This window comes from Aeromonas sp. 96A (genome assembly GCF_051919165.1).
GTDB classification, from domain to species: domain Bacteria; phylum Pseudomonadota; class Gammaproteobacteria; order Enterobacterales; family Aeromonadaceae; genus Aeromonas; species Aeromonas veronii.
Genome location: NZ_JBQBFE010000001.1, coordinates 3,045,809 through 3,069,221 on the forward strand (window position 1 = coordinate 3,045,809; position 23,413 = coordinate 3,069,221).

Annotated in this window: 22 protein-coding genes and 1 pseudogene; 13 read left to right on the forward strand and 10 right to left on the reverse strand. The window is 61.6% G+C overall.

Translation table 11 applies throughout. The features are described from left to right. The first annotated feature begins 29 nt into the window (after nt 1-29). Nucleotides 30-467 (forward strand): D-aminoacyl-tRNA deacylase, encoded by a 438-nt coding sequence (dtd, locus tag ACTG2W_RS13975; RefSeq protein ID WP_005356887.1) that lies wholly within the window; start codon nt 30-32, stop codon nt 465-467. Here the strand turns inward: dtd and ACTG2W_RS13980 are convergent. Then, nucleotides 456-1,136 (reverse strand): spermidine synthase, encoded by a 681-nt coding sequence (locus ACTG2W_RS13980; protein WP_201990896.1) that lies wholly within the window; start codon nt 1,134-1,136, stop codon nt 456-458. The two genes, dtd and ACTG2W_RS13980, sit on opposite strands and share 12 nt — an antisense overlap. A 51-nt stretch (nt 1,137-1,187) precedes the next feature. Between ACTG2W_RS13980 and ACTG2W_RS13985 the strand changes: the two genes are divergently transcribed. Further along, nucleotides 1,188-2,096 (forward strand): bifunctional GNAT family N-acetyltransferase/hotdog fold thioesterase, encoded by a 909-nt coding sequence (locus tag ACTG2W_RS13985; protein ID WP_440016293.1) that lies wholly within the window; start codon nt 1,188-1,190, stop codon nt 2,094-2,096. 54 nt (nt 2,097-2,150) lie between these two features. Here ACTG2W_RS13985 and ACTG2W_RS13990 read toward each other — a convergent pair whose 3' ends face one another. From ACTG2W_RS13990 to gntU, 4 genes are all read right to left on the reverse strand, one after another. Next, the gene (locus ACTG2W_RS13990) at nt 2,151-4,268 is read right to left on the reverse strand and encodes an AsmA family protein (protein ID WP_106844214.1); all 2,118 of its coding nucleotides are present in this window, start codon (nt 4,266-4,268) and stop codon (nt 2,151-2,153) included. A 31-nt stretch (nt 4,269-4,299) separates the two neighbouring features. Further along, the gene (gene recG, locus ACTG2W_RS13995) at nt 4,300-6,369 is read right to left on the reverse strand and encodes an ATP-dependent DNA helicase RecG (RefSeq protein WP_257124146.1); all 2,070 of its coding nucleotides are present in this window, start codon (nt 6,367-6,369) and stop codon (nt 4,300-4,302) included. Between the two features lie 190 nt (nt 6,370-6,559). Continuing rightward, entirely contained in the window at nt 6,560-7,909 is a 1,350-nt protein-coding gene (gene pssA, locus ACTG2W_RS14000; RefSeq protein WP_257124147.1) for a CDP-diacylglycerol--serine O-phosphatidyltransferase, read from the reverse strand. 150 nt (nt 7,910-8,059) lie between these two features. Next, nucleotides 8,060-9,400, reverse strand: coding sequence for a gluconate transporter (gene gntU, locus ACTG2W_RS14005; protein ID WP_005355418.1), 1,341 nt, complete (start codon nt 9,398-9,400; stop codon nt 8,060-8,062). A gap of 245 nt (nt 9,401-9,645) precedes the next feature. Between gntU and ACTG2W_RS14010 the strand changes: the two genes are divergently transcribed. From ACTG2W_RS14010 to ACTG2W_RS14020, 3 genes are read left to right on the forward strand one after another with little or no spacing between them, the layout of a single operon-like run. Then, on the forward strand, nt 9,646-10,155 hold the full coding sequence (locus ACTG2W_RS14010) for a gluconokinase (protein ID WP_005340649.1): 510 nt from the start codon (nt 9,646-9,648) through the stop codon (nt 10,153-10,155). After that, the gene (gene edd / locus ACTG2W_RS14015) at nt 10,152-11,948 is read left to right on the forward strand and encodes a phosphogluconate dehydratase (RefSeq protein WP_106844210.1); all 1,797 of its coding nucleotides are present in this window, start codon (nt 10,152-10,154) and stop codon (nt 11,946-11,948) included. The genes ACTG2W_RS14010 and edd overlap by 4 nt, the downstream gene beginning before the upstream one ends. Nucleotides 11,949-11,957: 9 nt before the next feature. Next, nucleotides 11,958-12,599, forward strand: coding sequence for a bifunctional 4-hydroxy-2-oxoglutarate aldolase/2-dehydro-3-deoxy-phosphogluconate aldolase (locus ACTG2W_RS14020; protein ID WP_005342660.1), 642 nt, complete (start codon nt 11,958-11,960; stop codon nt 12,597-12,599). A gap of 84 nt (nt 12,600-12,683) precedes the next feature. Here the strand turns inward: ACTG2W_RS14020 and ACTG2W_RS14025 are convergent, their stop codons facing one another. Then, nucleotides 12,684-13,691, reverse strand: a complete 1,008-nt coding sequence (locus tag ACTG2W_RS14025) for a substrate-binding domain-containing protein (protein WP_106844209.1) — start codon at nt 13,689-13,691, stop codon at nt 12,684-12,686. A gap of 87 nt (nt 13,692-13,778) precedes the next feature. On the opposite strand from ACTG2W_RS14025, the gene ACTG2W_RS14030 reads away from it, so the two are divergent. Beyond that, on the forward strand, nt 13,779-14,429 hold the full coding sequence (locus ACTG2W_RS14030; protein WP_106844208.1) for a Qnr family pentapeptide repeat protein: 651 nt from the start codon (nt 13,779-13,781) through the stop codon (nt 14,427-14,429). 131 nt (nt 14,430-14,560) lie between these two features. Here ACTG2W_RS14030 and envC read toward each other — a convergent pair whose 3' ends face one another. Next, nucleotides 14,561-15,913, reverse strand: coding sequence for a murein hydrolase activator EnvC (envC, locus tag ACTG2W_RS14035; protein ID WP_106844207.1), 1,353 nt, complete (start codon nt 15,911-15,913; stop codon nt 14,561-14,563). Between the two features lie 9 nt (nt 15,914-15,922). Further along, nucleotides 15,923-17,452, reverse strand: a complete 1,530-nt coding sequence (gpmM, locus tag ACTG2W_RS14040) for a 2,3-bisphosphoglycerate-independent phosphoglycerate mutase (protein WP_106844206.1) — start codon at nt 17,450-17,452, stop codon at nt 15,923-15,925. Nucleotides 17,453-17,698: 246 nt separating this feature from the next. On the opposite strand from gpmM, the gene ACTG2W_RS14045 reads away from it, so the two are divergent. The 3 genes from ACTG2W_RS14045 to gpsA are packed head-to-tail and all read left to right on the forward strand — an operon-like array spanning nt 17,699 to nt 19,658. After that, on the forward strand, nt 17,699-18,130 hold the full coding sequence (locus tag ACTG2W_RS14045; RefSeq protein ID WP_005340640.1) for a rhodanese-like domain-containing protein: 432 nt from the start codon (nt 17,699-17,701) through the stop codon (nt 18,128-18,130). Between the two features lie 50 nt (nt 18,131-18,180). Further along, on the forward strand, nt 18,181-18,651 hold the full coding sequence (gene secB / locus ACTG2W_RS14050; RefSeq protein ID WP_005340639.1) for a protein-export chaperone SecB: 471 nt from the start codon (nt 18,181-18,183) through the stop codon (nt 18,649-18,651). A 2-nt stretch (nt 18,652-18,653) separates the two neighbouring features. Further along, nucleotides 18,654-19,658, forward strand: coding sequence for an NAD(P)H-dependent glycerol-3-phosphate dehydrogenase (gpsA, locus tag ACTG2W_RS14055; protein WP_005356865.1), 1,005 nt, complete (start codon nt 18,654-18,656; stop codon nt 19,656-19,658). 69 nt (nt 19,659-19,727) lie between these two features. Here the strand turns inward: gpsA and nfuA are convergent, their stop codons facing one another. Beyond that, nucleotides 19,728-20,306 (reverse strand): Fe-S biogenesis protein NfuA, encoded by a 579-nt coding sequence (nfuA, locus tag ACTG2W_RS14060; RefSeq protein WP_106844205.1) that lies wholly within the window; start codon nt 20,304-20,306, stop codon nt 19,728-19,730. Nucleotides 20,307-20,386: 80 nt separating this feature from the next. Next, a pseudogene (locus tag ACTG2W_RS14065) lies at nt 20,387-21,114 on the reverse strand (ComF family protein). A 38-nt stretch (nt 21,115-21,152) separates the two neighbouring features. Between ACTG2W_RS14065 and bioH the strand changes: the two are divergent. From bioH to ACTG2W_RS14085, 4 genes are all read left to right on the forward strand, one after another. Next, a complete protein-coding gene (gene bioH, locus ACTG2W_RS14070) occupies nt 21,153-21,917 on the forward strand; it encodes a pimeloyl-ACP methyl ester esterase BioH (RefSeq protein ID WP_106844203.1) in 765 nt (254 codons plus the stop codon). Nucleotides 21,918-21,988: 71 nt separating this feature from the next. Continuing rightward, nucleotides 21,989-22,222 carry a flagellar basal body rod C-terminal domain-containing protein gene (locus ACTG2W_RS14075; RefSeq protein ID WP_075113715.1) on the forward strand — a complete coding sequence of 78 codons (234 nt, stop codon included), beginning with the start codon at nt 21,989-21,991 and terminating at the stop codon, nt 22,220-22,222. Between the two features lies 1 nt (nt 22,223). After that, nucleotides 22,224-22,991: a putative metalloprotease CJM1_0395 family protein gene (locus ACTG2W_RS14080; protein WP_106844202.1), complete on the forward strand. Its 768-nt coding sequence runs from the start codon at nt 22,224-22,226 to the stop codon at nt 22,989-22,991. An 85-nt stretch (nt 22,992-23,076) separates the two neighbouring features. After that, nucleotides 23,077-23,355: a hypothetical protein gene (locus ACTG2W_RS14085; RefSeq protein ID WP_005355353.1), complete on the forward strand. Its 279-nt coding sequence runs from the start codon at nt 23,077-23,079 to the stop codon at nt 23,353-23,355. The last annotated feature ends 58 nt before the right edge of the window (nt 23,356-23,413 follow it).

The window sequence follows — 23,413 nt, forward strand, 5'->3', positions numbered from 1 at the left end:
CGGTCGTTCTGTTTTGAGAGGAGAGGGATGTGATTGCACTGATTCAGCGGGTCTCCGAGGCCAGCGTGACCGTCGAGGGGGAGGTGACCGGCGCCATCGGTCAGGGATTGCTGGTACTGCTCGGGGTAGAGCAGGGGGATGACGAGGCCAAGGCCGACAAGTTGCTGCATCGGGTCAGTGGTTATCGCATCTTTCCGGATCAGGAGGGCAAGATGAACCTGAATGTCAGCCAGATCGGCGGCAGTCTGCTGGTGGTTTCCCAATTCACGCTGGCGGCGGATACCAAGCGAGGGATGCGTCCCAGCTTCTCCTGCGGTGCTCACCCGAGCGAGGCCGAGCGGCTCTATGACTACTTCGTGGCCAAGGCCGCCGCCAGCGGCATCCCGACCGAAACCGGCCGTTTTGCCGCCGACATGAAGGTGGCGCTGGTCAACGAGGGGCCAACGACGTTCTGGCTACAGGTCTGAAGATGTTTCGTCCCGCGGTGTGACGTGGACGATTACGTTGATGAGCCCCGCAACCGGATAGGGGGTGGCGGGGCCAATCCACTGTTCTATCAGTGTCAGGGCGTGGGTTAGCTCCAGTGCGGTGCGCGGCAGCAGGTTGATCACCAGGGTGCCGCAGAGGCGGGGAGCCAGCGCCCGGTAGAGCCGCTCCTGAAACAGCAGCAGCGGGTTGCCATCCTGACTGAAGAGATCGAGCAGGATGAGGTCGTACTGCTGCTCGCTCTGCTCGAGAAAGGCGAGGGCATCGGCCTGATGGAGTGCGGGAGCGGCGTGTTCATCGCTCTCCTGATACTGGAAAAACTGCTGATAAACGGTCAGTACCTCTTCGTCGAGGTCAACGCACTCGTGGCGAGCATCGGGCCAGCGCTGACTCAGATGGCGGGTGAGATCGCCGCCACCCAGCCCGAGTTCGAGGATCTGCCCGGCCTGTTCTGGCAGCAGGCAGGCGATGACCCGCTGATGGGGTAGACAGAGGGCGGCGGGGTTGGCGAGCGACATGGCGGATTGCACCACGCCATCTATCTCCAGCCAGCGGTGCTGGTCATTTTCCTGCACGGTGAGGCGGCGCTGGGGTTTGACGCTGAGGTGCAACAAGTGATCGGCTTGGTACGCTTGCAGATTGAAGTCCATGAATTTGCACGGCAAGATGGTTTCCGACCAGTGTAACTCAAGGATGAAACTATGTATCGGGTAGTCACCCCTCAGACAGCCGCCGAGCTGGATGCCTATTACCAGTTGCGCTGGGAACTTCTGCGTAAACCCTTCAATCTGCCCGTCGGTTCCGAGCGGGACGAGTACGACACCGTCGCCATTCACCGGCTGATGCTGGCACCCGATGGCACCCCCATCGCGGTGGGCCGCCTCTTTATCGGCGGTGATGAGGCGCAGATCCGCTTTATGGCGCTGCGTCCCGAATATCGCGGCCAGGGGCTGGGCGCCAAAATGGTGGAGGATCTCGAGGAGCTGGCCCGCAGCGAGAAGGTGAAACGGCTGGTGATGAACGCCCGTCAGGAGGCGGTGGAGTTCTATCGCAAGTGCGGCTTTCTCGAAGTGGGGGGCGGCCCCGTCTCCTTTGGTCGGATTCCCCATCGCCAGATGATCAAATCCCTGAGCCCGTTGCAGACTATCCAGTACCGGCCGGAGTGGTGTCAGGATCTCACCACCCGCTGGTCACGCGGGGTGCCCATCAGCGAGAAGATGGGGATGCACATCAGCCACTACGACGGCCAGACCTTCCATCTCAAGGCCAATCTGGCAGCCAACTTCAACGTGCATGGCAGCATGTTCGCCGGCAGTGTCTACAGCCAGTGCGTGCTGGCGGGCTGGGGGCTGATCTGGTTGCAGCTTAAAGAGGAGGGGCTGGTGGGCGAGCCGGTGCTGGCCGAGAGCTCCATCAAATATCATGGCCCGGTCGATGAGGAGCCCGAGGCGCGAGTGGCCCGCGAGGGGATGCCCGCCGTGCTGCAGCCACTCAAACGGGGCGAGCCTGCCACCTTCAGCCTCAAGATCCAGCTGTTCAGCGGCAGCAAGCTGGCGGCGGAGTTCCTCGGTCACTACGTGGTGCAGCCGCCCCGCCGCCCGGGCCAGTAACCGCGTCGTTTCCCCATCAAACAACAAGGCCTCATCATGAGGCCTTGTCTGTTTTTACCCTTGCTGGCTGTCGCTTGTCTGCCCGGCTTGGGTCTGCACTTGGGCCTGGTTTTGGGCTTTCGGTGCGGGAGCCGGTCGCCAGAGCGGGGCGCTGTTGCCTTGAGGCGGATAGCGTACTCCCACTTCCCAGCCGCAGGCGTCCTGCTTCTGCGGGAAGCTCCAGGCCAGTGTGGGTTCCGTCAGCGGCCCGCGCCACTGGCCGAGCAGCTCGGCGCAGCGGTTGCCATTGAGGATCCCCAGATCGAGCTGCCACTGTTCGTTGACCAGATCGATCCCCCCTTGCAGCGCCAGCAGATGAGTGATGGTGGAGGCGCCAGCCTGCTCGACTTGTAGTTGCCCCTTGTCGATCTTGCCCTGCAGCTTGATGCGGTAGAAGGGGGTGTCGCCCTCCTGCATCGCCTGCCACAGCTGATCCGGCGTCAGGGTGGGCGGGGTCGCGCCCTTGAACCACTCATCCAGCAGTGGATCTATCTTCACCTTGTCCCAGAACGGCTCGTCGGCATCGAGGGCAAAGCTGCCTTGCAGGGTCTGGCGCCACTCGCCCGCCGTTTTGCCCTGTTCGGCTTGCAGGTCGGCGCTCACGTCCGCTTTGCCAGCGAAGGAGACAGGGGAGTGGAATATCTTGCCCCATTGCTGCAGATCCAGCTTGGTTGCCTGCAACTGCAGGCGGCTGCTCTGGCCCGGCTCGCGGCCCCACTGGCCACTCAGGCTGAAGGTGCCCTCATCCGGCAGCGAGCTGGTGAGTTTGCCCAGTTGCCAGGAGCTGGGGGTCAGCTCCCCATCCAGCTCGCCGTTACGGGCGCTGAGGCCATCCCACACCAGCTCGAACCACTTGCTCTCGATGCGGGCACGGCCGAGCAGCGGGCCGGGCTGGTTATCGCGCAGGGCGAGATCGCTCAGATAGAGCTGCCAGCCGGTCAGCGACAGGGGCAGGGTATCGTCGAAGGAGAGCACCTTGAGCTTGTCGAACGCCAGCTTGCGGATATCCACCTGCTGCGGGCGCCAGCTCTGCCAATCCTGCCACCACCCTTGCGGCAGGCTGATATCCATGCCGCTCAGCGCCACGTCTTTCAGGGTCAGCTTCTGCTGCTGGCTATCGAGGGAGAGCTCGACATTGAACTCCCCTTCATAGGCCTTGCCCTGCAGTTCGCCGTCGATCTGCTGGGGCGAGAAGGCGAGCTTGCCCTTGATCTCCTCCAGCTGGAACAGACCACGACCCATGTCGCCCAGGGTGCCGCTCAGATAGCCGGTGGGCTGGTTGCCCGCCTGCCAGTTGAAGGCGGTGAGCTGGCCGCTGAAGTTGTTGAAGGAGAGCTCCTGATTGATGTCGTTGAGGCTGATGCCGTCCAGCTGACCGCGATCCAGCGACACGCTTTGCAACGGGAAGCGCTGCGGGAAGCCTTGCTGTGTCAGATCACCCAGCTCTATCCGCATGCCGCGTGCCTTGAGATCGTGCAGTTGCAGGGTTCGGGCGGGCCAGTCCAGTACCATGCCGGTCTCCAGCAGACCGTCGAACAGGTTGGTCACCAGCTTGTCGGTGCGCAGCACTTCTCCTTCCAGCCGTCCTTGCAGGTTGAGACGGGCGAAGGTGAACTGCGGAGTCTCCAGCTGGCCGATATTGAGGCTCAGGTTGGCCTGTGGCTGCCGTTGCGGGTCGATCAGCTCCCAGTCACTCAGGGTGGCGTTGAGACCGCGCAGGGTCAGCTCGGGGCTCTCCAGACTGAGGCGATCGATAGTGCTGTCGCTGATGGTGAGGGAGTGCACCGGCAGGTTCGGTAGCTGGTTGGGCAGCGGCAGCTTGATGGCGGGGCGAATGAGATCGAGATGGGCGATGCGCACGTCGCGGCTCAGCCAGTCGATGCTCTCGATCTCCAGATAGATCTTGTCGAGGGAGACCGCATCGCCGTAGCGTACCTGCTCTGCCAGCAGGGTGTAGGGGTGGAGCGGGTTGAACACCAGTCGCCCTATGGTGACCGGTACGCCAGTCTGCTGGCTGATCCAGCTGGCGATGGGGCCTTTGGCGCGCTCGGCGTCGAACAGGCCGAGGGCAACCCAGACAAACAGCAGCAGGAAGGCGAAGGTGTAGAGCAGGCCGCGTAGCCAGGAATTCATGGTTGCTTTCCTCCTGTTTTGGGATGTGTTGTCAGGCGTTTGAGTAGTGGTCTCGCAGACCGAGCCAGCGCCGTATCAAGGGTTCGACATGACTCGGATGCCTATCCATAAGGAAGCGTGCCATCTTTTGCACCTGTGGAATAAGCGGCTGATCCCGCACCAGATCGGCGATCTTGAGATCGGCCAGACCGGTCTGGCGGGTGCCGAGCAGTTCCCCCGGGCCGCGCAGTTCCAGATCGCGCTGGGCGATGAGGAAGCCGTCGTTGGTCTCCCGCAGCACCCCGAGCCGGCTCTGGGCCGTCTTGGACAAGGGGGCATGATAGAGCAGCACGCAGTGAGAGGCTACCGCGCCCCGGCCAACCCGCCCACGCAACTGGTGCAACTGCGCCAGCCCGAGCCGTTCCGGGTTCTCGATGATCATCAGGCTGGCGTTGGGCACATCCACCCCCACTTCGATGACGGTGGTGGCGACCAGCAGTTGCAGTATGCCCGCCTTGAACTCCTCCATCACCCGCTGTTTCTCGACCGGGCGCATCCGGCCATGTACCAGCCCGATATGCAGACCGGGCAACAGGTTCTGCAGCTCGGCAGCGGTATCCTCGGCGGCCTGACACTCCAGCACCTCCGACTCCTCGATCAGGGTGCAGACCCAGTAGGCCTGCTTGCCCTCAGTGCAGGCGAGCTTGACCCGTTCGATCACATCGCCACGACGACTGTCGGGCAGCGCGACCGTGGTGATGGGGGTTCGGCCCGGCGGCAGTTCGTCGATGACCGAGGTGTCGAGGTCGGCATAGGCGGTCATCGCCAGGGTGCGGGGGATCGGGGTGGCGGTCATGATGAGCTGATGGGGATGCACCCCTTCCCGCTCCCCTTTCTCGCGCAGGGCGAGGCGCTGATGCACCCCGAATCTGTGCTGTTCATCGATGATGACCAGCGCCAGACGCTGGAACACCACCTGCTCCTGAAAGATGGCGTGGGTGCCCACCACCATCTTGACGCTGCCATCGGCGATGGCGGCCAGCGCCTCCTCCCGTGCCTTGCCTTTCTGCTTGCCCGCCAGCCAGCCGACTCCGATGCCGAGCGGCTCCAGCCACTTGGCGAAGTTGATGGCGTGTTGTTCCGCCAGCAGTTCGGTCGGCGCCATCAGGCCCACCTGACAGCCGTTGCCGATGGCCTGCAGGGCGGCCAGCGCTGCGACCAGGGTCTTGCCGGATCCCACATCCCCCTGCACCAGCCGCATCATGGGGTGGCTCTGTTGCAGATCCTTACTTATCTCGGCTACCACCCGGCTCTGGGCGCCGGTCGGCTTGAACGGCAGGGCGCCGAGCAGCTGTTCGACCAGCGCAGGCGCCGGTTTGAGGGCGCGGGCCAGCTGGGTTTGTGCCTGAGCGCGCACCTTCAAGACCGAGAGGTTGTGAGCCAGCAGCTCCTCCAGCACCAGCCGCTGCTGGGCCGGATGCTGGCCGCTTTCCAGCAGCGGCAGTGCCACCGAGGGGGGCGGACGGTGCAGCAGCTTCAGAGCAGCGGCCAGCTCAATCTGGTGGGGATAGAGGCCGGCGGGCAGCAGCTCCTCCACGCCGTAGAGGTCGAGCTGGGCCAGCGCCTGATCGGTGAGGCTGCGCAGGGTGAGCTGGCGCAGCCCTTCGGTCGTCGGGTAGACGGGGGTGAGCGCCTCTTCGGTCTGGCCGGCCTGCTCCTCGCCGAGCAGCTTGTACTCGGGATGGGCCATCTCTAGCCCGTATTTGCCGGGGCGCACCTCGCCAAAGCAGCGGATCAGGCGGCCCGCCGCCAGACTGTTTTTCTGGGCGGCGGTGAAGTTGAAGAAGCGCAGGGTGAGGGTGCCGGTACCGTCGCTGATGCGACAGACCATCATGCGGCGGCGCCCCATCACCAGTTGAGTGTCCTGGATTTCGCCCTCGACAGCGCCGTGCAGGCCGGGCGGCAGATCGCCGATGGGCCACACCTGGGTGCGGTCCTCGTAGCGCAGGGGAAGGTGGAACAGCAGATCCTGTACCGTGGCCAGCCCCAGCCGCTCGAGCTTCTCCAGCATCTTGCTGCCGACACCCTTGAGGCTATCGAGAGGAATTTTATCCAATTTCATCAATTAGATGCCCGAAAACACTGTAAATATGTCCAGATGATAGGGGTTGTTGAGGGGCCGATGCAAGCCGAGTTGCTGCTGGCAGGGCCGTCAAGGCGGGGGAAACGGCGGATATAACAAAGGCCTGCCGAAAACGGGAGGCCTTTGTGCGGCTGCCAACAGGCAAGGTGCGGGCGCATGGCGCCCAAAGTCAGATGATGCGTTTGAGCAGCAGATGGGCCTTGACCCGGTGGATCCGTCCCAGCAGCTTGCGCACCTGTTCCGGGTAGTCCTGGATCTGCTCCACCTGATCGAAGTGACTGATCCGCTTGGTGTTGGTCAGGATGTTCTCCCGCTCCGCGTTGAACTGGGGACGCAGCAGGTGGCGACGATCGTGTACCAGCAGGCCGTTCTCCAGATCCAGTGCCCAGGCGCGGGGGTTGAGGTTGTTGCCGGTGAGCAGGGCCCACTCGTCATCCACGAAGATCCCCTTGAGATGGTAGGAGTTGCGCTCGCAGCACCAGAGCATCAGGTTGAGACGACCGTCGTCGATGTGGCGCTGGTTGCGCTCGGCAAACTTGCGCAGGTTGGTCTCGTAGAGATAGGGCAGGCCACCGATGGTGGAGAACTTCTCTTCCGGCGGAATGAAGAAGTCGTTGGCGGTCTTGTCGCCCACTACGATGGTGACTTTGCAACCGCGCTGCAGCAGATCCTCGATATCCTTGCTCAACTCCTTGGGGGGGTTGAAGTAAGGGGTGCAGATGAAGATCTCTCGCTCGGTGGCACGCACCAGATTGCGGATCATCAGGTTGAGCTGATTGTTGCGCTTGCCCAGACCCACCATGGGGGTGACGGCCACCTCCTGGGTGTTGACCGGCATGGTGCTGAAGCGGTACTGGCTCTGGCGCAGGTTCTGCTTGAAGCGGCGGATCGGCCCCTTCAGCTGTTTGGCGCTGGGGATATCGCTGTGATCCAGTCGCTGCACCGCGTCGCTCTTCACGAACAGGTCATCCACATAGTTGACCATGCTGCGGGCCAGCTCCGGGCTGGTGATCTGGTGATAGCGATCGAAGCGGTAGCGATCCTGCTGATGCAGGTAGATGTCGTTGAGGCTGGCGCCGGAGTAGAGCACCACATCATCAAAGATGAAGCCCTTGAGGTGGAGCACACCGAGCAGCTCGCGCCCTTTGACCGGCACGCCGTAGATTTCGATCTGGTGGTCGTGTTCGGCAGCCATGGCCTGATACATCAGGTGGTTGCCGCCCTGTTTGCCCTTGCCGATCAGGCCTCGCTGGGCACGGTGAAAGTCGACGAATAGCTTGATGTCGAGGGCCGGATTGCGCTGCTTGGCGGCGTAGAGGGCGGAGATGATCTCCCGGCCTGCTTCGTCATCCTGCAGATAGAGCGCGACCAGATAGATGCGCCGGGTGGCACTGGCGATAAGCGCAAGAATGCGGCGTTTGAAATCCTGGGCGCTGTAGAGCACTTCAAACTGATCCGCTGCGACGGCGATCTGGGGCAGGCGCGCCAGCAGTTGTCGATAATGGGCCGATGAATGCATAGATAAACCTGAAATCACGGGGTTAAGCGTTCCACTCGGAGCGATGAATAGGCGATTCTAGCAATCTCGCCCTCTCAGCCAAAGAAAGAATCATCAGAAAGATGAAAAAGGCCTCACGAGTGAGGCCTTTTTGTCAGCATTTCCCCCTTGTCAGAGGAAGCTGTAGATGATCATCGCCATCACGCCGCCGGTGGTGCCGATGATGGTCTCCATCACGGTCCAGGTCTGCAGGGTCTGCTTCTCGGTCAGGCCGAGGTAGCGGTTCGCCAGCCAGAAACCGGAATCATTGACGTGAGAGAGCACGATGGCACCGCCGCCGATGGCGATGGTGACGGCAGCCAGCTGGGCACCGTTCAGGCCGAGCGGCTCCAGCATCGGCAGCACCAGACCGCAGGCGGTCAGCATGGCGACGGTGGCAGAGCCCTGAATCACCCGTACCGCAGCGGCCAGAATGAAGGCCAGCGCGACGATGGGCAGACCGGAGTCGGCCAGCATGTTGCCAAGGGCGGCACCCACACCGGAATCAACCAGCACCTGCTTGAACACGCCACCTGCACCGGTAACCAGAATGATGACGCCCGCCGGCTGGATGGCACTGTTGCAGACGCTCATCACCTCGTCGCGGGACATGCCACGGCGAATACCCAGCAGATAGAAGGCGGCCAGACAGGCGACCATGATGGCGGTGAAGGGGTGACCGATGAACTCCAGCCAGTTGTGCAGGGTGGAGCCTGCCTCGACGAAGCGACCGACGATGGTCTTGAGGCCGATCAGCAGCAGCGGCAAACCGATGAGGCCCATGGCCAGCCCGAAAGAGGGCAGGGATTTGCTGTCATCGTGGACACTGTTCTGGGCATCGGCAGGCAGCGGCACATCGACGATCTTGCTGATGAAGTCACCGAACAGCGGGCCCGCCAGGATCAGCGCCGGCACGGCGGCGATCAGGCCGAACAGGATCATGTAGCCGAAGTCGGCACCCAGCTGGGATGCCACCAGGATCGGGCCCGGCGCCGGAATAAGGAAGGCCTGGCAAGTGGCGATACCGGCCAGCAGGGCGATACCGATCTTCACCACGCTGCCGCCGCCACGACGGACGATGGCGAAGGCGACGCCGATCAGCAGCACCACGGCCACGTCAAAGAAGAGCGGCAGGGCGCAGACAAAGCCGGTCAGGGCCATGGCCCAGTTGGCGCGCTTGACGCCAAACTTGCCGAGCAGGGTGTGGGCTACCCGGTCGAGGGCGCCGGTCACTTCCATCACCTTGCCGAACATGGCGCCCAGCGCCACCACCACAGCGACGAAACCGAGGGTGCCACCCATCCCTTTCTGGATGGTGTTGGCGATGTCGGCCGGGTTCATGCCAGCGGCGAGACCCGCCACCATGGAGACCAGGATCAGGGCTACCACGGCGTGGAGCCGGGCCTTCATCACCAGGAAGAGCAGCAGCACAATCGAGCCGGCGGCTGTCATGATCAGGGAGAGGTCAGACATTGTTATGCGTTCCTTTTTCCAAGTTCAGTCGTGACACCTTGCCGATCCGTCGGCAAACCATATCTTTATGATTTATTTAGATTTATGGCAAGGGCTCAACATCATATGCCCAGGTGACTATGGGTTTGCTCAGTCTGTGGCAGACTTCACATTTTTAATCGTTACCGGTAACATGTTACCGGTAACGTGTTAGATTAGAACCCATCAACAGCTGGTTTTTTGAAAAGTGGGACAGAGGTCAAATTATGGCGGGTAAGTGCATTATCGTGATGGGTGTGTGTGGTAGCGGCAAATCCAGCGTGGGTCTGAAAGTGGCCGAAGCGCTGGGCGCCAAGTTCATCGATGGTGATGACCTGCACCCCAAGGCCAACATCCAGAAGATGGCTGGCGGCAACCCCCTCAACGATGAGGATCGTGCCCCCTGGCTGGAGCGGATCCGCGACGCCGCCTACAGTCTCGAGCAGAAGAACGAGACCGGCATCATTGTCTGTTCCGCCCTCAAAAAGAAGTACCGCGACCAGATCCGCGAAGGCAACGAGTCGGTTAGCTTCATCTTCCTCGATGGCAGCCAGCCGCTGATCCTCGAGCGGATGCGTGCCCGCAAGGGCCACTTCATGCGTGAAAGCATGGTACAAAGTCAGTTCGATACTCTGGAGCGCCCGGATGGCGAAGCCGGTGTATTCCACATTGATATAGACGGCACCTTCGAACAGGTGGTTGACCGCGCCGTCACAGCATTGGAGCAAGCCCAATGATTCATAAGGTAATTTCCGACGTCACCGCCCGCATTCGTGAGCGCAGTGCCGCCCGTCGTCAGGCCTTTATGGCCCGCATCCAGCGTCAGGCCGAGCAGGGCAAGACCCGCGCCGCACTGGCCTGCGGCAACCTGGCCCACGCCGTGGCCGCCTGCAGCAGTGACGAGAAGGGGCGCATCCTCGACATGACCCGCGCCAACGTCGGCATCGTCACCGCCTACAACGACATGCTGAGTGCCCATCAGCCCTATCAGGGCTATCCGGATCAGATCAAGGCGGTGCTGGCCGAGCTGGGCCACAGTGCCCAGGTCGCCGGCGGCGTGCCCGCCATGTGCGACGGCGTGACTCAGGGTCAGCCGGGGATGGACATGTCCCTCTTCTCCCGCGACCTGATCGCCCAGGCGACCGCACTGTCGCTCTCTCACAACACCTTTGATGCCACCCTGCTGCTCGGTATCTGCGACAAGATCGCTCCGGGTCAGATCATGGGGGCCCTCTCCCACGCTCACCTGCCGACTGCATTTGTTCCTGCTGGCCCGATGGCGAGCGGCATCAGCAATGACGAGAAGGTGAAGGTGCGTCAGAAGTACGCTGCCGGTGAAGTGGGTCGCGATGCCCTGCTGGAGATGGAGTGCGGCGCCTACCACGCGGCAGGCACCTGTACCTTCTACGGCACCGCCAACACCAACCAGCTGGTGTTCGAGGCCATGGGCCTGATGCTGCCGGGCTCCGCCTTTGTGCACCCGCATAGCGAGCTGCGCCGCGCCCTGACCGCCGAAGCGGCCCGCCGCATCAGCGCCATGATCCCGGGTTCCCCGGCCTATCGCCCGCTGAGCGAGGTGCTGGACGAGCGCTCGCTGGTCAACGGTCTGGTGGCCCTGCTCGCCTCCGGCGGCAGCACCAACCACAGTATCCACATGGTGGCGCTGGCCCGCGCCGCCGGTCTGGTGCTGACCTGGGATGACATCAGCGATCTCTCCGACGTGGTGCCGCTCTTGGTTCGCATGTACCCGAACGGCCCGGCCGACGTCAACGCCTTCGAACAGGCGGGCGGCGTGCCCGGCCTGATGCGCCGTCTGGCGCAAGAGGGGCTGATCCACATGGATGCCACCCCGGTCTTTGGCGAGATGCAGGATTACCTCAGCCGTCCGGCTCTGGTCGACGGCCACCTGGTATGGCAGCCGGTCGGTGAGAGCGGCGATGCGAGCGTGCTGTCGCCTTCCGGTAGCCGATTCCAGGCCACCGGCGGCACCAAGCTGCTGGCGGGCAATCTGGGCCGCGCCGTGGTCAAGGTCTCCGCCGTGGCTCCCGAGTATCGGGTGATTGAAGCACCAGCGCGGGTCTTCTCCTCCCAGCATGCGGTGGAAGCGGCCTACAAGGCGGGCGATCTCAATCAGGATGCCGTGATCGTGGTGCGCCACAATGGCCCAGCCGCCAACGGTATGCCGGAGCTGCACAAGCTGATGCCGGTGCTCGGCAACCTGCAGAAGGCGGGTTACAAGGTGGCGCTGGTCACCGATGGCCGTCTCTCCGGTGCCTCCGGCAAGATCCCGGCCGCCATCCACGTCACCCCGGAAGCGCTGCACGGCGGGGCCATCGGCTTGCTGGCTGACGGCGACCTGCTGCGGGTTGACGCGGTAAACGGCAGCCTCGACTGCCTGACCGATTTGAGTGGCCGTACCCAGGCCGAGATTGACCTCACTCTGGAACAAGAGGGGTGGGGCCGTGAACTGTTCAGCGTGATGCGTCGCGCGGTATCGAGCGCCGAGTGTGGCGCCACCATCTTTGACTAAGGAAGAGCTATGCAGAACTGGAAAGTGACCCCGGCCGAGGTGTTTGCCGCCTCCCCGCTGGTACCCGTGATGGTTATCAACGAGCTGGATCAGGCCCTGCCGATGGCCAAGGCGCTGCTTGACGGCGGCATCTCTGTCTTCGAAATCACCCTGCGCACCCCGGTGGCGCTCGATGCCATCGCCCTTATCGCCAAGGCGATGCCGGATGCCATGGTCGGTGCCGGTACCGTGCTCAACTGCGAGCAGTTTGATGCCGCCGTCGCCGCCGGTGCCCGCTTCGTCATCTCCCCGGGGATGACCCCGGCCCTGCTGGCCCACGCGGCCAAGAGCACTGCACCGCTGATCCCGGGCGTGGCGACTCCGTCTGAAGTGATGCAGGCGCTGGAAGCGGGCTATGACCACCTGAAGTTCTTCCCGGCCGAAGCGAACGGCGGCACCAAGGCGCTCTCCGCCATTGCCGCGCCGCTGCCCCAGGTGAAGTTCTGCCCGACCGGTGGTATCGGCCCGAAAAACGTGGCCGACTATCTGGCGCTCAAGTGCGTGGCCACCGTCGGCGGCTCCTGGATGCTGCCGGCCGATGCGGTCAAGAGTGGCAACTGGGAAGAGGTGACCCGCCTCTCCCGCGAAGCGGTTGAGTTGGTAAAACGCTAAGCATCAGTTGTGCAGAAAACCAAACAGGCCACCCTCGGGTGGCCTGTTTGTTATCGGCGTGACTTAAGTGGGTGAGGGAAGGGATTACCCCAGACTCTCCCCGACATAGAGGGAGAAGCCGATATCCTTGCGGGTGTCGGGTTGGGATTGGCCGCTGAGACGCGCCAGCAGCATGGTGGCCGCCTCCCGACCGATCGCTTCCCGCGGGGTGGCGATACTGGCCAGCTTGGGGGTCATGGCGTGGCCGATGTCGAGGGCGTTGCAGCCGGCGATGGCGATCTGCTGGGGCACCGGGATCCACTTGGCCTGACACTGCAACAGGGCGCCCACCGCCAGGTCATCGTTGGTGCAGAATAGGCCGTCGAGGTCGGGATAGCGTACCAGAGCCTGATCCAGCAGCTCGCCCCCCAGAGTGAAGCTGGAGGATTGTTCGGTCAGCAGATGCTGGCCGGTGAGGCCGAAGTCGGTCATCGCCTGATAGTAACCCTCCATCCGCAGCTGGGTACGCACGTCGAGCCGCGCTCCCAGATAGACCACCTTGCGTCGGCCCCGGTGCAGCATCTCTGTTACCATGGCCCGGGCCGCGGCTCTATGGTCCATGCCGACCACCATATCGATGGGGGTTTGCGGCAGATCCATGGTCTCCACCACCGGAATGCCGGCGGTGGCGATCATCTTGCGGGTGCGCTCTGTGTGCTGGCTGTCGGAGAGGATCAGCCCATCCACGTGATAGGAGAGCAGGGACGCGACCTGCTCCTCCTCCCGCTCCGGGCTGTAGCCGTAGTGGGCCAGCAAGGTCTGGTAACCGGCCGGTCGGGTTACCGACTCGATGCCATGGATCACCGCCGAGAATACCTGGTTGGAGAGGGAGGGGATCAGGATGCCGATCGCCTTGCTGGTCGCGTTGGAGAGAATATCCGGCGCCCGATTGGGGATATAACCCAGCTCTTCCACTACAGCTGCGATCCGCTCGCGGGTCCCCTCCGCTACGGTCTGCGGGTCGCGCAGATAGCGGCTGACAGTCATTTTGGTCACGCCGGTCTGGTCGGCGATATCTTGCAGGGTGGGGCGGCGCTTGCGGGTGGGGCTCATAGGGGTGTCCAGCGTGGATGTTATGTAACATTACCGTTTTTGGCGGATAAAGTCAGCATATGAAGCCGTTTTTGCAGGAGTTTTCCGATGATCAGAGGCAAGCAGTTCGTGGATGTCCGGTTCGAGCAACAGGATGTGGAGGGGGAGCAGTTCTCGGAGTGCCGCTTTATCGGCTGCAACTTCTCCTGGCTGGATTTGAGCGATAGCCGCTTCATCGACTGCTGCTTCTACGATCGGGAGAGTGAACGGGGCTGCCTGTTGCAGGGTTGCGATCTGCGCGAGGCCAGCTTCCTGCGCTGCGATCTCACCATGGCCGATTGCAGCCGCAGCCAGTGTCTGGGGCTGGAGATGCGCGACTGTCAGGCGGTCGGCATCAACTTCAGCCATGCCAGCTTCGCCAACCAGATCACCGCGAAAAGCTACTTCTGCGAGGCCCATCTGAGCGGCAACAACTTCAGCTACGCCAGCTTCGAGGGCTGCCTGCTGGAGAAGTGCGAGCTGACCGGCAACCGTTGGCAGGGGGCCAACCTGTTTGGTGCCTCGCTGGCGGGTTCCGATCTCAGCGGCTCCGAGTTTGGCCAGATTGACTGGACCAGCTTCAAGCTGCAGGGCTGCGATCTGCGCCAGTGCGACCTGCCGGGGCTGGATCTGCGCCGGGTCGACCTGCAGGGGGTACAGATCAACGAGGATCAGCAGCAGACCTTGCTGGAGCAGATCGGTCTGGTTGTCTTCCCCTGAGCCGAGCGAAAAATTAGGTAATTTTTCATCAAATGGGGCCGATAGTGGGGAGGGCGCTCCTGAAACGACAAAAGCCTGCGTGATGCAGGCTTTTGCTAGTGAGCGTGTGATGGCTTGTCGGCCGGGTTGACTCAACCCTTGGCCAGCCATTTGGTCGGGTTGATCGCCTCGCCCTGATAGCGAATTTCGAAGTAGAGGCCCGGTCTGTCCTGACCGCCGCTGTCACCGACCAGTGCTACCGGTTCACCCTGTTCCACATTCTGGCCCACCTGACGAAGCAGCGACTGATTGTGACCGTAGAGGCTCATATAGCCTTTACCGTGATCGATTACCAGCAGCATACCGAAGCCATCGAGCCAGTCGGCGTAAACCACTTGTCCCGGTGCGACCGCCTTGACCTGGGTTCCTTCGCTGGCGCCGATCAGGGTGCCTTTCCACTTGAGCTGAGCGGTGCGCGGCGAACCGTAGGAGATGAGGATCGGCCCCTGTACCGGCCAGCGCAGGCTGCCATTGGTCTTGAGACCACTGTAGTGACCGGCACTGCTGATGCCCGAGCCACGCTCCGGTTTGCTGCTGGCCACCTCTTCGACCGGTTCTGCCGGTTTGACGGTTTTGTTCTGCTGGGCGGCGAGTCGTTGCTGCTCGGCGCGGCGTTGTTCGGCCAGCTTGCGCTGACGCTCCTGCTCCGCTTTCAGCTTGGCCAGCCGTTCCCGCTCGGCCCGTTCACGGCGCTCCTGCTCTTCCCGCTTGCGGCGCAGCTCTTCCAGCCGGGCTTTCAGCGCCTTCTCCGCCTTGACCAGCTTGGTGAGCTTCTGCTCGTCATCCTGTACCGATTGCTGCAACTGGTTGCGCACCTTGGCCCGGCTCTGCTGGCTGGCCAGCAGGGTCTGGTGATGTTCCTGCTGTTCGGCAAGCAGGGTCTGCAGTCTGGTTTCGGTCTCTTTGGTGGCCTGCTGGTTTTTCGCCAGCTTGTCGCGGGTGGCGCGCAGGGCGTCGATGGCCTCGATGCGGGCCTTGTTGAGGTAGTCGTAGTAGTCGAGGGATCGGCTCAGTTTGGCTGGTTCCTGCTGATTTAGCAGCAGTTTGAGGTAGTCGTGGTTGCCCGCCTGAAAGGCGCTCTCCGCCTGCTTGGCCAGCAACTGCTTCTGATGTTTGGCTTGAACTTCCAGCGCCAGCTTGTCTTTTTGCAGGGTCGCCAGCGTCTGCTGGTTCTGCTTCAACTGCTGCCTGGTCTGGTTGAGTTTGGCGGCGGCGGCCGAGATGGCCTGCTCGTCAGCCTTGAGCTGGGTATTGAGCTTGGCAAGCTCCTGCTTGCTGAGCTTGATGGTCTTCTGTTGCTCTTTGATCTGGGACTGCATGGTCCCCAGCTGCTGATTGGCGGCCAAAGCCGGTGTGCTGGCGCCAAACGACAGGCAAAAAAACAGCGCGCCGGCCAACAGGCCGACGCGACTGGTTTTCTGTGAAATAACTTCGCATCCCCGCATGGGGAAGGATTATTTCAGAATCATCAGGGGCTTGCCAGTCATTTCCGGCGGCACCGGCAGACCCATCAGGGTCAGCATGGTGGGGGCCAGATCGGACAGTTTGCCACCTTCAACCACCTCGGCTTTGCGACCGAAATAGATGAGCGGAACCGGCAGATTGGTGTGGGCGGTGTGGGCCTGACCAGTCTCTTCGTCCAGCATCTTCTCGGCGTTGCCGTGGTCGGCAGTGATCAGGCACTCACCACCCACTTCGGCCAGGGCGTCGGTGACGCGACCGATGCAGTGGTCAACGGCTTCACACGCTTTGACGGCGGCATCGAATACACCGGTGTGACCAACCATGTCGCCATTCGGGTAGTTACAGATGATGACGTCGTACTTGCCGCTCTTGATGGCCGCAACCAGCTTGTCGGTCAGCTCTTCGGAACTCATCTCCGGCTGCAGGTCATAGGTCGCCACTTTCGGGCTGGCCACGATCTCGCGATCTTCGCCGGTGAAGCAGGACTCTTCGCCACCGTTGAAGAAGAAGGTGACGTGAGCATACTTCTCGGTTTCGGAGATGCGCAGCTGGGTCTTGCCCTGCTTGGCCAGCCACTCACCCAGGGTGTTGACCAGAGCGGTCGGCGGGTAGGCACAGGCAGTTTTGATGTCGGCCGCGTATTCGGTCAGCATCACGAAGTTCAGCTTCGGCTCGACTGCACGGGCGAAGCCGGTGAAGTCGGTGTCAACGAAGGCGCGGGTGATTTCACGGGCACGGTCGGCACGGAAGTTCATGAAAATCAGCGCATCGCCATCTTCCATCGGTGCCGCTTCACCGATGCGAGTGGCTTTGACGAACTCGTCGTTCTCGTCGCGGGCATAAGCTGCAGCCAGTGCTTCGGTGGCGCTCTCGGCGGTGAACTCGCCCTTGCCCTGGGTCATCAGGTCATAGGCTTGCTGCACGCGATCCCAGCGGTTGTCACGGTCCATGGCGAAGTAACGACCGATCATGGAAGCGAAACGACCTTTGCCCAGCTTGGCGAACAGGGCGTCGAACAGCTCGATGGAGGACTGGGCGGAGCGCGGCGGAACGTCGCGGCCATCCAGGAAGGCGTGCAGGTAGATATTCTCGGCGCCACGCTTGGCGGCCATTTCGATCATGCCCATGATGTGCTCTTCGTGGCTGTGTACGCCACCCGGGGACATCAGGCCCATGATGTGAACGGCTTTGCCGTTGGTGACGGCAGCGTCAACAGCCTTGGCCAGCTCGACGTTCTGGAAGAAGTCGCCGTCCTGGATGTCTTTGGAGATGCGGGTCAGCTCCTGATAGACGATGCGACCGGCACCGATGTTGACGTGGCCTACTTCAGAGTTGCCCATCTGGCCATCCGGCAGACCGACGTCCAGGCCGGAGCCGGAGATCAGGGTGCTGGTGTAGTCACGGGCCAGACGATCGAGGTTGGGAGTCTTGGCGGCAGCGACGGCGTTGTGCTCTTGCTTGGTGCTGTAGCCCCAACCGTCCATGATGACCAGAACCAAAGGTTTCTTAGCTGTTGACATAAGACTATGTCCTCTCGGATTGGAAAAAATGCGGGAAATGAAACTAGCGTAATATTACTACATCTGCCGAAATAGTCACCTGATAGCCAAGGGGCGCTCCCGCGGCCCCGCAAGCCACGCCCTTCCTGCCATGCTCGCTGCCCAATGATGATGGGAGCCTGCTCGCGCTTTGCCGCCAAGATGGCTGATCTTATCAATACCCCCATGTATACTCGGGCCCTTGTCTTGGTCCCTGGATAGTAGAAGATGCAAGAGTATTTGGATTTTGCGGCCCGTAACCCGCTGCTGACCGCAGCCTGGTTGGGTCTGGCTGGCACTCTGGTTTACACCACTGTGCGTGCCCGTTTGTCCCCGGTAAAAACCGTCAACAATCACACCGCGACCCTGCTGATCAACCGCGAGAATGCCACCGTGGTGGATATTCGCAGTCAGGAAGAGTATGCCAAGGGCCATCTGGCCGGTGCCCAGCACCTGCCGCTGACCCAGATCCAGAGCAATAATCTGGGCCCGGTTGAAAAGCATAAAGATGCCCCCATCATAGTGGTGTGCGAGTCGGGAATGACTGCGGGCGGCGCGGGCCGTCAGCTGAGCAAAGCTGGCTTCAAGCAGGTTTATGTGCTCGGCGGTGGCATGGCCCAATGGCGTGCAGAAAATCTGCCGGTAACCAAGAAACGCTGATTTAAGCAGGGCCTGAGCCCACTTATCCATATAACAAGGAATCAAACGAAATGGCTGACGAGATCAACAACCAGGAAGTACAACCGGAATTCCACATCCAGCGTGTTTACACCAAGGATGTCTCTTTCGAAGCGCCGAACACCCCGCACATCTTCCAGAAAGAGTGGCAGCCGGACGTCAAGCTGGATATGGATACCAAGACCAACATCTTGGCTGAGAACGTGTATGAGGTTGTCCTGACCCTGACCGTAACCTGCAAACTGGAAACCGAAACTGCCTTCCTGTGCGAAGTACAGCAAGCCGGTATCTTCACCATCGGTAACCTGCCGGAGCCGCAACTGGCTCACTGCTTGGCGGCCTTCTGCCCGAACATCCTGTTCCCGTATGCCCGCGAAGCCGTGGCCAACATGGTGAGCAAGGGTTCCTTCCCGCAGCTGAACCTGGCACCGGTCAACTTCGATGCCCTGTTTGCCCAGCACATGGCGCAAGCACAGGCCCAGCAGGCGACTGCGGAAGCCTGATAATGGCTGACCAGATCGCTATCTCGGTCTTGGGGGCGGGGTCTTATGGCTCCGCCCTTGCCATTTCTCTGGCGCGCAACGGTCATCCGACCCTGCTGTGGGGTCACGACCCTGCTCATGTCGCCGAGCTGGAACAAGACCGCTGCAACAAGGCATTTTTGCCTGATGTCCCTTTTCCCGCCGATCTGCAGCTGACTGCGGATCTGCAACGTGCGGTACAAGCTGCCCCCGTGCTGCTGCTAGTCGTGCCAAGCCATGTATTTGGCGATGTGCTGACTCGGATCAAACCCTTCCTGCGCCCCGATACCCGTATCGCCTGGGCCACCAAGGGTCTGGAGCCGGACAGTGGCCGTCTGCTGCAGGATGTGGCCCGTGAAGTGCTGGGTGACGAGATACCGCTGGCGGTGATCTCCGGTCCCACCTTCGCCAAGGAGCTGGCTGCCGGTCTGCCGACCGCCATCTCGGTCGCTTCGACTCACGACGAGTTCGCCGACGATCTCTCCCATCTGCTGCACTGTGGCCGCTCGTTCCGGGTCTATACCAATCCGGATTTCGTCGGTCTGCAGCTGGGTGGGGCGGTGAAGAACGTCATCGCCATCGGTGCCGGTCTCTCCGACGGGCTCGGGTTTGGCGCCAATGCCAGAACCGCGCTCATCACCCGGGGTCTGGTGGAGATGCAGCGTCTGGGTGCGGCGCTGGGTGCCGATGCCAAAACCTTTATGGGGATGGCGGGGCTCGGGGATCTGGTGCTCACATGTACCGACAACCAGTCGCGCAACCGTCGCTTCGGGCTGGCCCTCGGGGCTGGCAAGGATGTGAACACCGCCATGACCGAGATCGGTCAGGTGGTGGAGGGGTATCGCAACACCAAAGAGGTGCATCTGCTGGCGGCCCGCTGCGGCGTCGAGATGCCCATCTGCGAGCAGATCTTCAAGGTGCTCTACGAGGGTAAGAACCCGAAAGAGGCGGCCATCGCCCTGCTGTCGCGAGACAAGAAGGACGAGTAATCTGCCGATTGCCCATGCAAAAGGCCCCGCCAGATGGCGGGGCCTTTTCTTTGCTGCAAGGGCAGCAAATCAGTAGTAGGAGTGGTCGCCGCGCTGGTGCTCGGTGGCGTCTTTCACGCCGTTGAGCTCACCCGGGAACTTCTCCAGTAGCTGCTTCTCGATCCCCTCTTTCAGGGTGTAATCGACCATGGAGCAACCGTTGCAACCGCCGCCAAACTGCAGGATGGCCAGTTTGTCTTCAGTCAGCTCGACCAGGGTGACCTTGCCACCGTGACCGGCCAGCATGGGGTTCACTTCGGATATCAACACGTACTCGATGCGCTCGATTAGCGGCGCATCGTCGGCCACTTTACGCATCTTGGCGTTCGGTGCTTTCAGGGTGAGCTGGGAGCCCATCTGATCGGTCACGAAGTCGATGGTGGCATCCACCAGGAAGGGGGCGCTCAGGGGATCGACCATGCAGTCGAAGCCGCTGAAGGGCAGGTGTTGATCTTCCGGGTCCACGGCATCGGGCGGGCAATACGATACGCCACACTCGGCATTCTGGGTTCCCGGATTGACCACAAACACCCGGATATTGGTGCCATCAGGCTGTTTTTCCAGCAGTTTACGGAAATGGGCCTGGGCGGCGTCGGAAATGCTGATCATCACTATCCTCATAAACCTGAGTGTACGACTAGGGTATTCATGATAACGCGGTTATTAATGCTTGGGTAGCATGCCGATGGCTACTTGCTGTGCCGCAGGGTACGACAGATTGCCCACACTTCTACCTTTGTGATGCCGCTCTCATGGAGCAAACGGCTGAGCTGCCCAGCGGTGGCGCCTGTGGTAACCACGTCATCGAGCAGGGCGACATGGCGATAGTGGTGCGGCGCGATATGAAATGCGCCGCGCAGATTGCGCCGTCGCTGCCCGGCGCTCAAGGTTGTTTGTTGCGGGGTCGCCTTGATGCGCTGCAACAGAGTGTTGTCGCAGGGAATGTCGGTGAACTCGCCAAGGGCTTGTGCGATCTCCTCCGCCTGATTGAACCCGCGCCGCCACTGCCGCCACCAGTGAAGGGGAACCGGAATGATCGCTTCTGGCGGATTGCTGCCATCCAGATGATCGGCCAAGAGGCGTGCCAGTAGCGGCGCCAGCAGGATTTGGCCGGAATATTTGAGCCGGGGGATCAGCATGGGGTAGGGAGCCTGGTAGTCGCCGATCACCTGCAACCGCTCCCAGGGGGAGGTCTGCGCTGGCAGCGGCCGCAGACCGGTATGCTCTCTTCTATATATTCAGTCAGCGGTGCGGCGCAGAGGCGGCATCTCGGCTGTGACTGGTGCAGCGCCTGCCGACACCAGCTGCAGAGCAGGGGCTCGTTGTCGCAAGGCTGATGGCAGAGCAGGCAGCTCCCTTGCCAGTCACCGTGGCTGCCGAGTAGCGGACTTGCTTTAGCGAGCAGTCGCTTTAACATGCTGACCCCAAGAGCATGAACAGGGATCTTGAGTCTAGATGAGCATATCGGTAGAGCAGTTTGGCCAGGGGCCCGATCTGGTGCTGTTGCACGGTTGGGGGATGAATGGTGCGGTCTGGCATGGTATTGCCCAACAGTTGGCGCCCCACTATCGGGTTCATCTGGTAGATTTGCCCGGTTTTGGCAACAGCCCGCTGGCAGATGAGGTGGATTACAGCCTGCCCTGGCTTGCCGAGCAGGTGGCTGCCATCTTGCCGCAGAAGTGTCATCTGCTTGGCTGGTCGCTCGGCGGTCTGGTGGCAAGCCAGTTGGCGCTGACTCATCCCGATCGGCTGCACTCCCTGATCACGGTAGCCAGCTCCCCCTGTTTCATGGCCCGTGATGAGTGGCCGGGGATCGCCCCCAAGGTACTGACCGGCTTCAACCAGATGCTGGCGGGGGATTTTCGCCAGACCATAGAGCGCTTTCTGGCGATCCAGGCCATGGGCAGTGAACACGCCCGGGACGATATCCGTCAGTTGCGCCACTGGCTGGCCGAGCGCCCGGCTCCCCAGTTTGCCGCTCTCGAGGCCGGGCTGACGCTGTTGGCCGAGATTGACCTGCGCGAACCGCTGCGGGAGCTGGATCTGCCCTGGTTGCGGATCTATGGCCGACTGGATTCATTGGTACCCAAGGCGGCCATTCCCCTGCAGGATGACCTCTACCCTGCCAGCCGCAGCGTGACCCTTAATAAGGCCTCACACGCACCTTTTATCTCCCATCCTGACGAATTCATTGAAATCGTTCGAGATTTTGTTGGCTAAAAAACAGCCTGCAAGCTTCATTAATCCTCTGGTCTGGCGGATAATTAAGCTGTGACCAGAGGAGTAACACCATGCGTATTGATTCTGCTTTCAACAGCGGGGTACAGGGATTTCAGCGAGCCGAGCAGATTGCCGACAAGGCATCCAGTCAGATCGCCCGCCTCAACACCCCCAGCGGGGATCAGGTGCAAGTGACCGATGAGCTTGTCAATCTCAAGGTGGCCGAGCAACAGGCTGGCGCTTCCGCCAAGGTAGTGCAGACTGCCAGCGATATGATGGGAACCCTGATCGACATCCGGGTGTGAGATGAACATCAATGTTAGTCTGCCCCCTCTTATCCCGACACAGCTGCAACCTCAGGTGGAAGCGGCGAGGACGGATAATCGCCGGGCAGAACTGATCCCGCAGGCCCGAGCGGGCCAAGCCTCCGTTGCCGAATCCGAAGTCGGCTCCCAAAAAGAGAAATCCAAAGCCGGTCAGGCCTCCAGCAATCAGGCCTCCCAGAACAGCCGTGAAACCGGGCAATTAGCCCCGACGACACTGCCAGACAATCGCTTTGTTGAGGCAACTGGTGAAGAGGGTCAGCGCAAGCAGCAAGATCCCAAACAGCAGGAGCAGCAACAGCGGCAAGAGCAGCAGGTTCAGGATCTTGTCGAGCGTGACAAGGAGGTGCGCACTCACGAGCAGGCGCATCAGTCTGCGGGTGGAGAGTACGCCAGCTCGCCCACCTATCAGTTTACGCAAGGGCCGGATGGCAAGCGTTATGCGACGGGTGGCGAAGTCCAGATCGATACCAGTGTCGTACCCGGTGACCCTGCGGCTACCATCGCCAAGATGCAGCAGATCCGCTCTGCAGCGCTGGCGCCTGCCGAGCCTTCCGCGCAGGATTTGGCCGTTGCACGCAGCGCCGCCGCGAGTGAAGCCAAGGCGCGCAAAGAGCTGATGGCCGAGCAGAGCGCGAAGTCGGGCGGTGTGCTGAGTGCCTATATGGACAAGCGCAACAGCGTCATCGCTGGCCACTATCGACAGGCTGTCAGCCCGGCCTCTACCCAGTCCCTCAGTCTGCATATCTGAATCACCCTCGCCAAACTTTCAGCTCCTTTGCCTGTTTTGCAACTAACCTGAAGATCAGGCCCATTCCAATTTCACAGGAGCTGTCATGCATTTCGATGAAGTCAAAGCGGAAGATTTCACCACCTTCTCCCGTGTACCGCCCCCCCACCTGCAGATGGAGCAGTTTCTGATGCAGCTCGGGGGAGGGGGAACTGAAGGAACCAGTTTCAAGAAGAAAGTGATGCTGGCGGCTGGCTGGAGCCACACCGGCGTCGTCTCTTACGGCAAGTATCCGCAAGAGGCCTGCAAGGCATTCAACCGACTGCGGGAGGTGCTGGCCCAGCATGGAGAGCCCGAGAGTATTCTTGCTGCCCTGACGCAGTGATCTCGAGCTTCGCGTGTAAAAAAGCCCCTTGCGGGGCTTTTTGCATTCAGAGGTGTTC

Coding starts and splice junctions, on each gene's coding strand:
- pssA (WP_257124147.1), bottom strand. CDS start 7,909: ATGCATTCATCGGCCCATTATCGACAACTGCTGGCGCGCCTGCCCCAG.
- ACTG2W_RS14075 (WP_075113715.1), top strand. CDS start 21,989: ATGCGTATTGATTCTGCTTTCAACAGCGGGGTACAGGGATTTCAGCGA.
- recG (WP_257124146.1), bottom strand. CDS start 6,369: ATGAAATTGGATAAAATTCCTCTCGATAGCCTCAAGGGTGTCGGCAGC.
- ACTG2W_RS14025 (WP_106844209.1), bottom strand. CDS start 13,691: ATGAGCCCCACCCGCAAGCGCCGCCCCACCCTGCAAGATATCGCCGAC.
- gpsA (WP_005356865.1), top strand. CDS start 18,654: ATGGCTGACCAGATCGCTATCTCGGTCTTGGGGGCGGGGTCTTATGGC.
- ACTG2W_RS13980 (WP_201990896.1), bottom strand. CDS start 1,136: ATGGACTTCAATCTGCAAGCGTACCAAGCCGATCACTTGTTGCACCTC.
- gntU (WP_005355418.1), bottom strand. CDS start 9,400: ATGTCTGACCTCTCCCTGATCATGACAGCCGCCGGCTCGATTGTGCTG.
- secB (WP_005340639.1), top strand. CDS start 18,181: ATGGCTGACGAGATCAACAACCAGGAAGTACAACCGGAATTCCACATC.
- ACTG2W_RS14030 (WP_106844208.1), top strand. CDS start 13,779: ATGATCAGAGGCAAGCAGTTCGTGGATGTCCGGTTCGAGCAACAGGAT.
- ACTG2W_RS14010 (WP_005340649.1), top strand. CDS start 9,646: ATGGCGGGTAAGTGCATTATCGTGATGGGTGTGTGTGGTAGCGGCAAA.
- envC (WP_106844207.1), bottom strand. CDS start 15,913: ATGCGGGGATGCGAAGTTATTTCACAGAAAACCAGTCGCGTCGGCCTG.
- ACTG2W_RS14080 (WP_106844202.1), top strand. CDS start 22,224: ATGAACATCAATGTTAGTCTGCCCCCTCTTATCCCGACACAGCTGCAA.
- nfuA (WP_106844205.1), bottom strand. CDS start 20,306: ATGATCAGCATTTCCGACGCCGCCCAGGCCCATTTCCGTAAACTGCTG.
- ACTG2W_RS14020 (WP_005342660.1), top strand. CDS start 11,958: ATGCAGAACTGGAAAGTGACCCCGGCCGAGGTGTTTGCCGCCTCCCCG.
- ACTG2W_RS13990 (WP_106844214.1), bottom strand. CDS start 4,268: ATGAATTCCTGGCTACGCGGCCTGCTCTACACCTTCGCCTTCCTGCTG.
- ACTG2W_RS13985 (WP_440016293.1), top strand. CDS start 1,188: ATGTATCGGGTAGTCACCCCTCAGACAGCCGCCGAGCTGGATGCCTAT.
- edd (WP_106844210.1), top strand. CDS start 10,152: ATGATTCATAAGGTAATTTCCGACGTCACCGCCCGCATTCGTGAGCGC.
- gpmM (WP_106844206.1), bottom strand. CDS start 17,452: ATGTCAACAGCTAAGAAACCTTTGGTTCTGGTCATCATGGACGGTTGG.
- bioH (WP_106844203.1), top strand. CDS start 21,153: ATGAGCATATCGGTAGAGCAGTTTGGCCAGGGGCCCGATCTGGTGCTG.
- ACTG2W_RS14045 (WP_005340640.1), top strand. CDS start 17,699: ATGCAAGAGTATTTGGATTTTGCGGCCCGTAACCCGCTGCTGACCGCA.
- ACTG2W_RS14085 (WP_005355353.1), top strand. CDS start 23,077: ATGCATTTCGATGAAGTCAAAGCGGAAGATTTCACCACCTTCTCCCGT.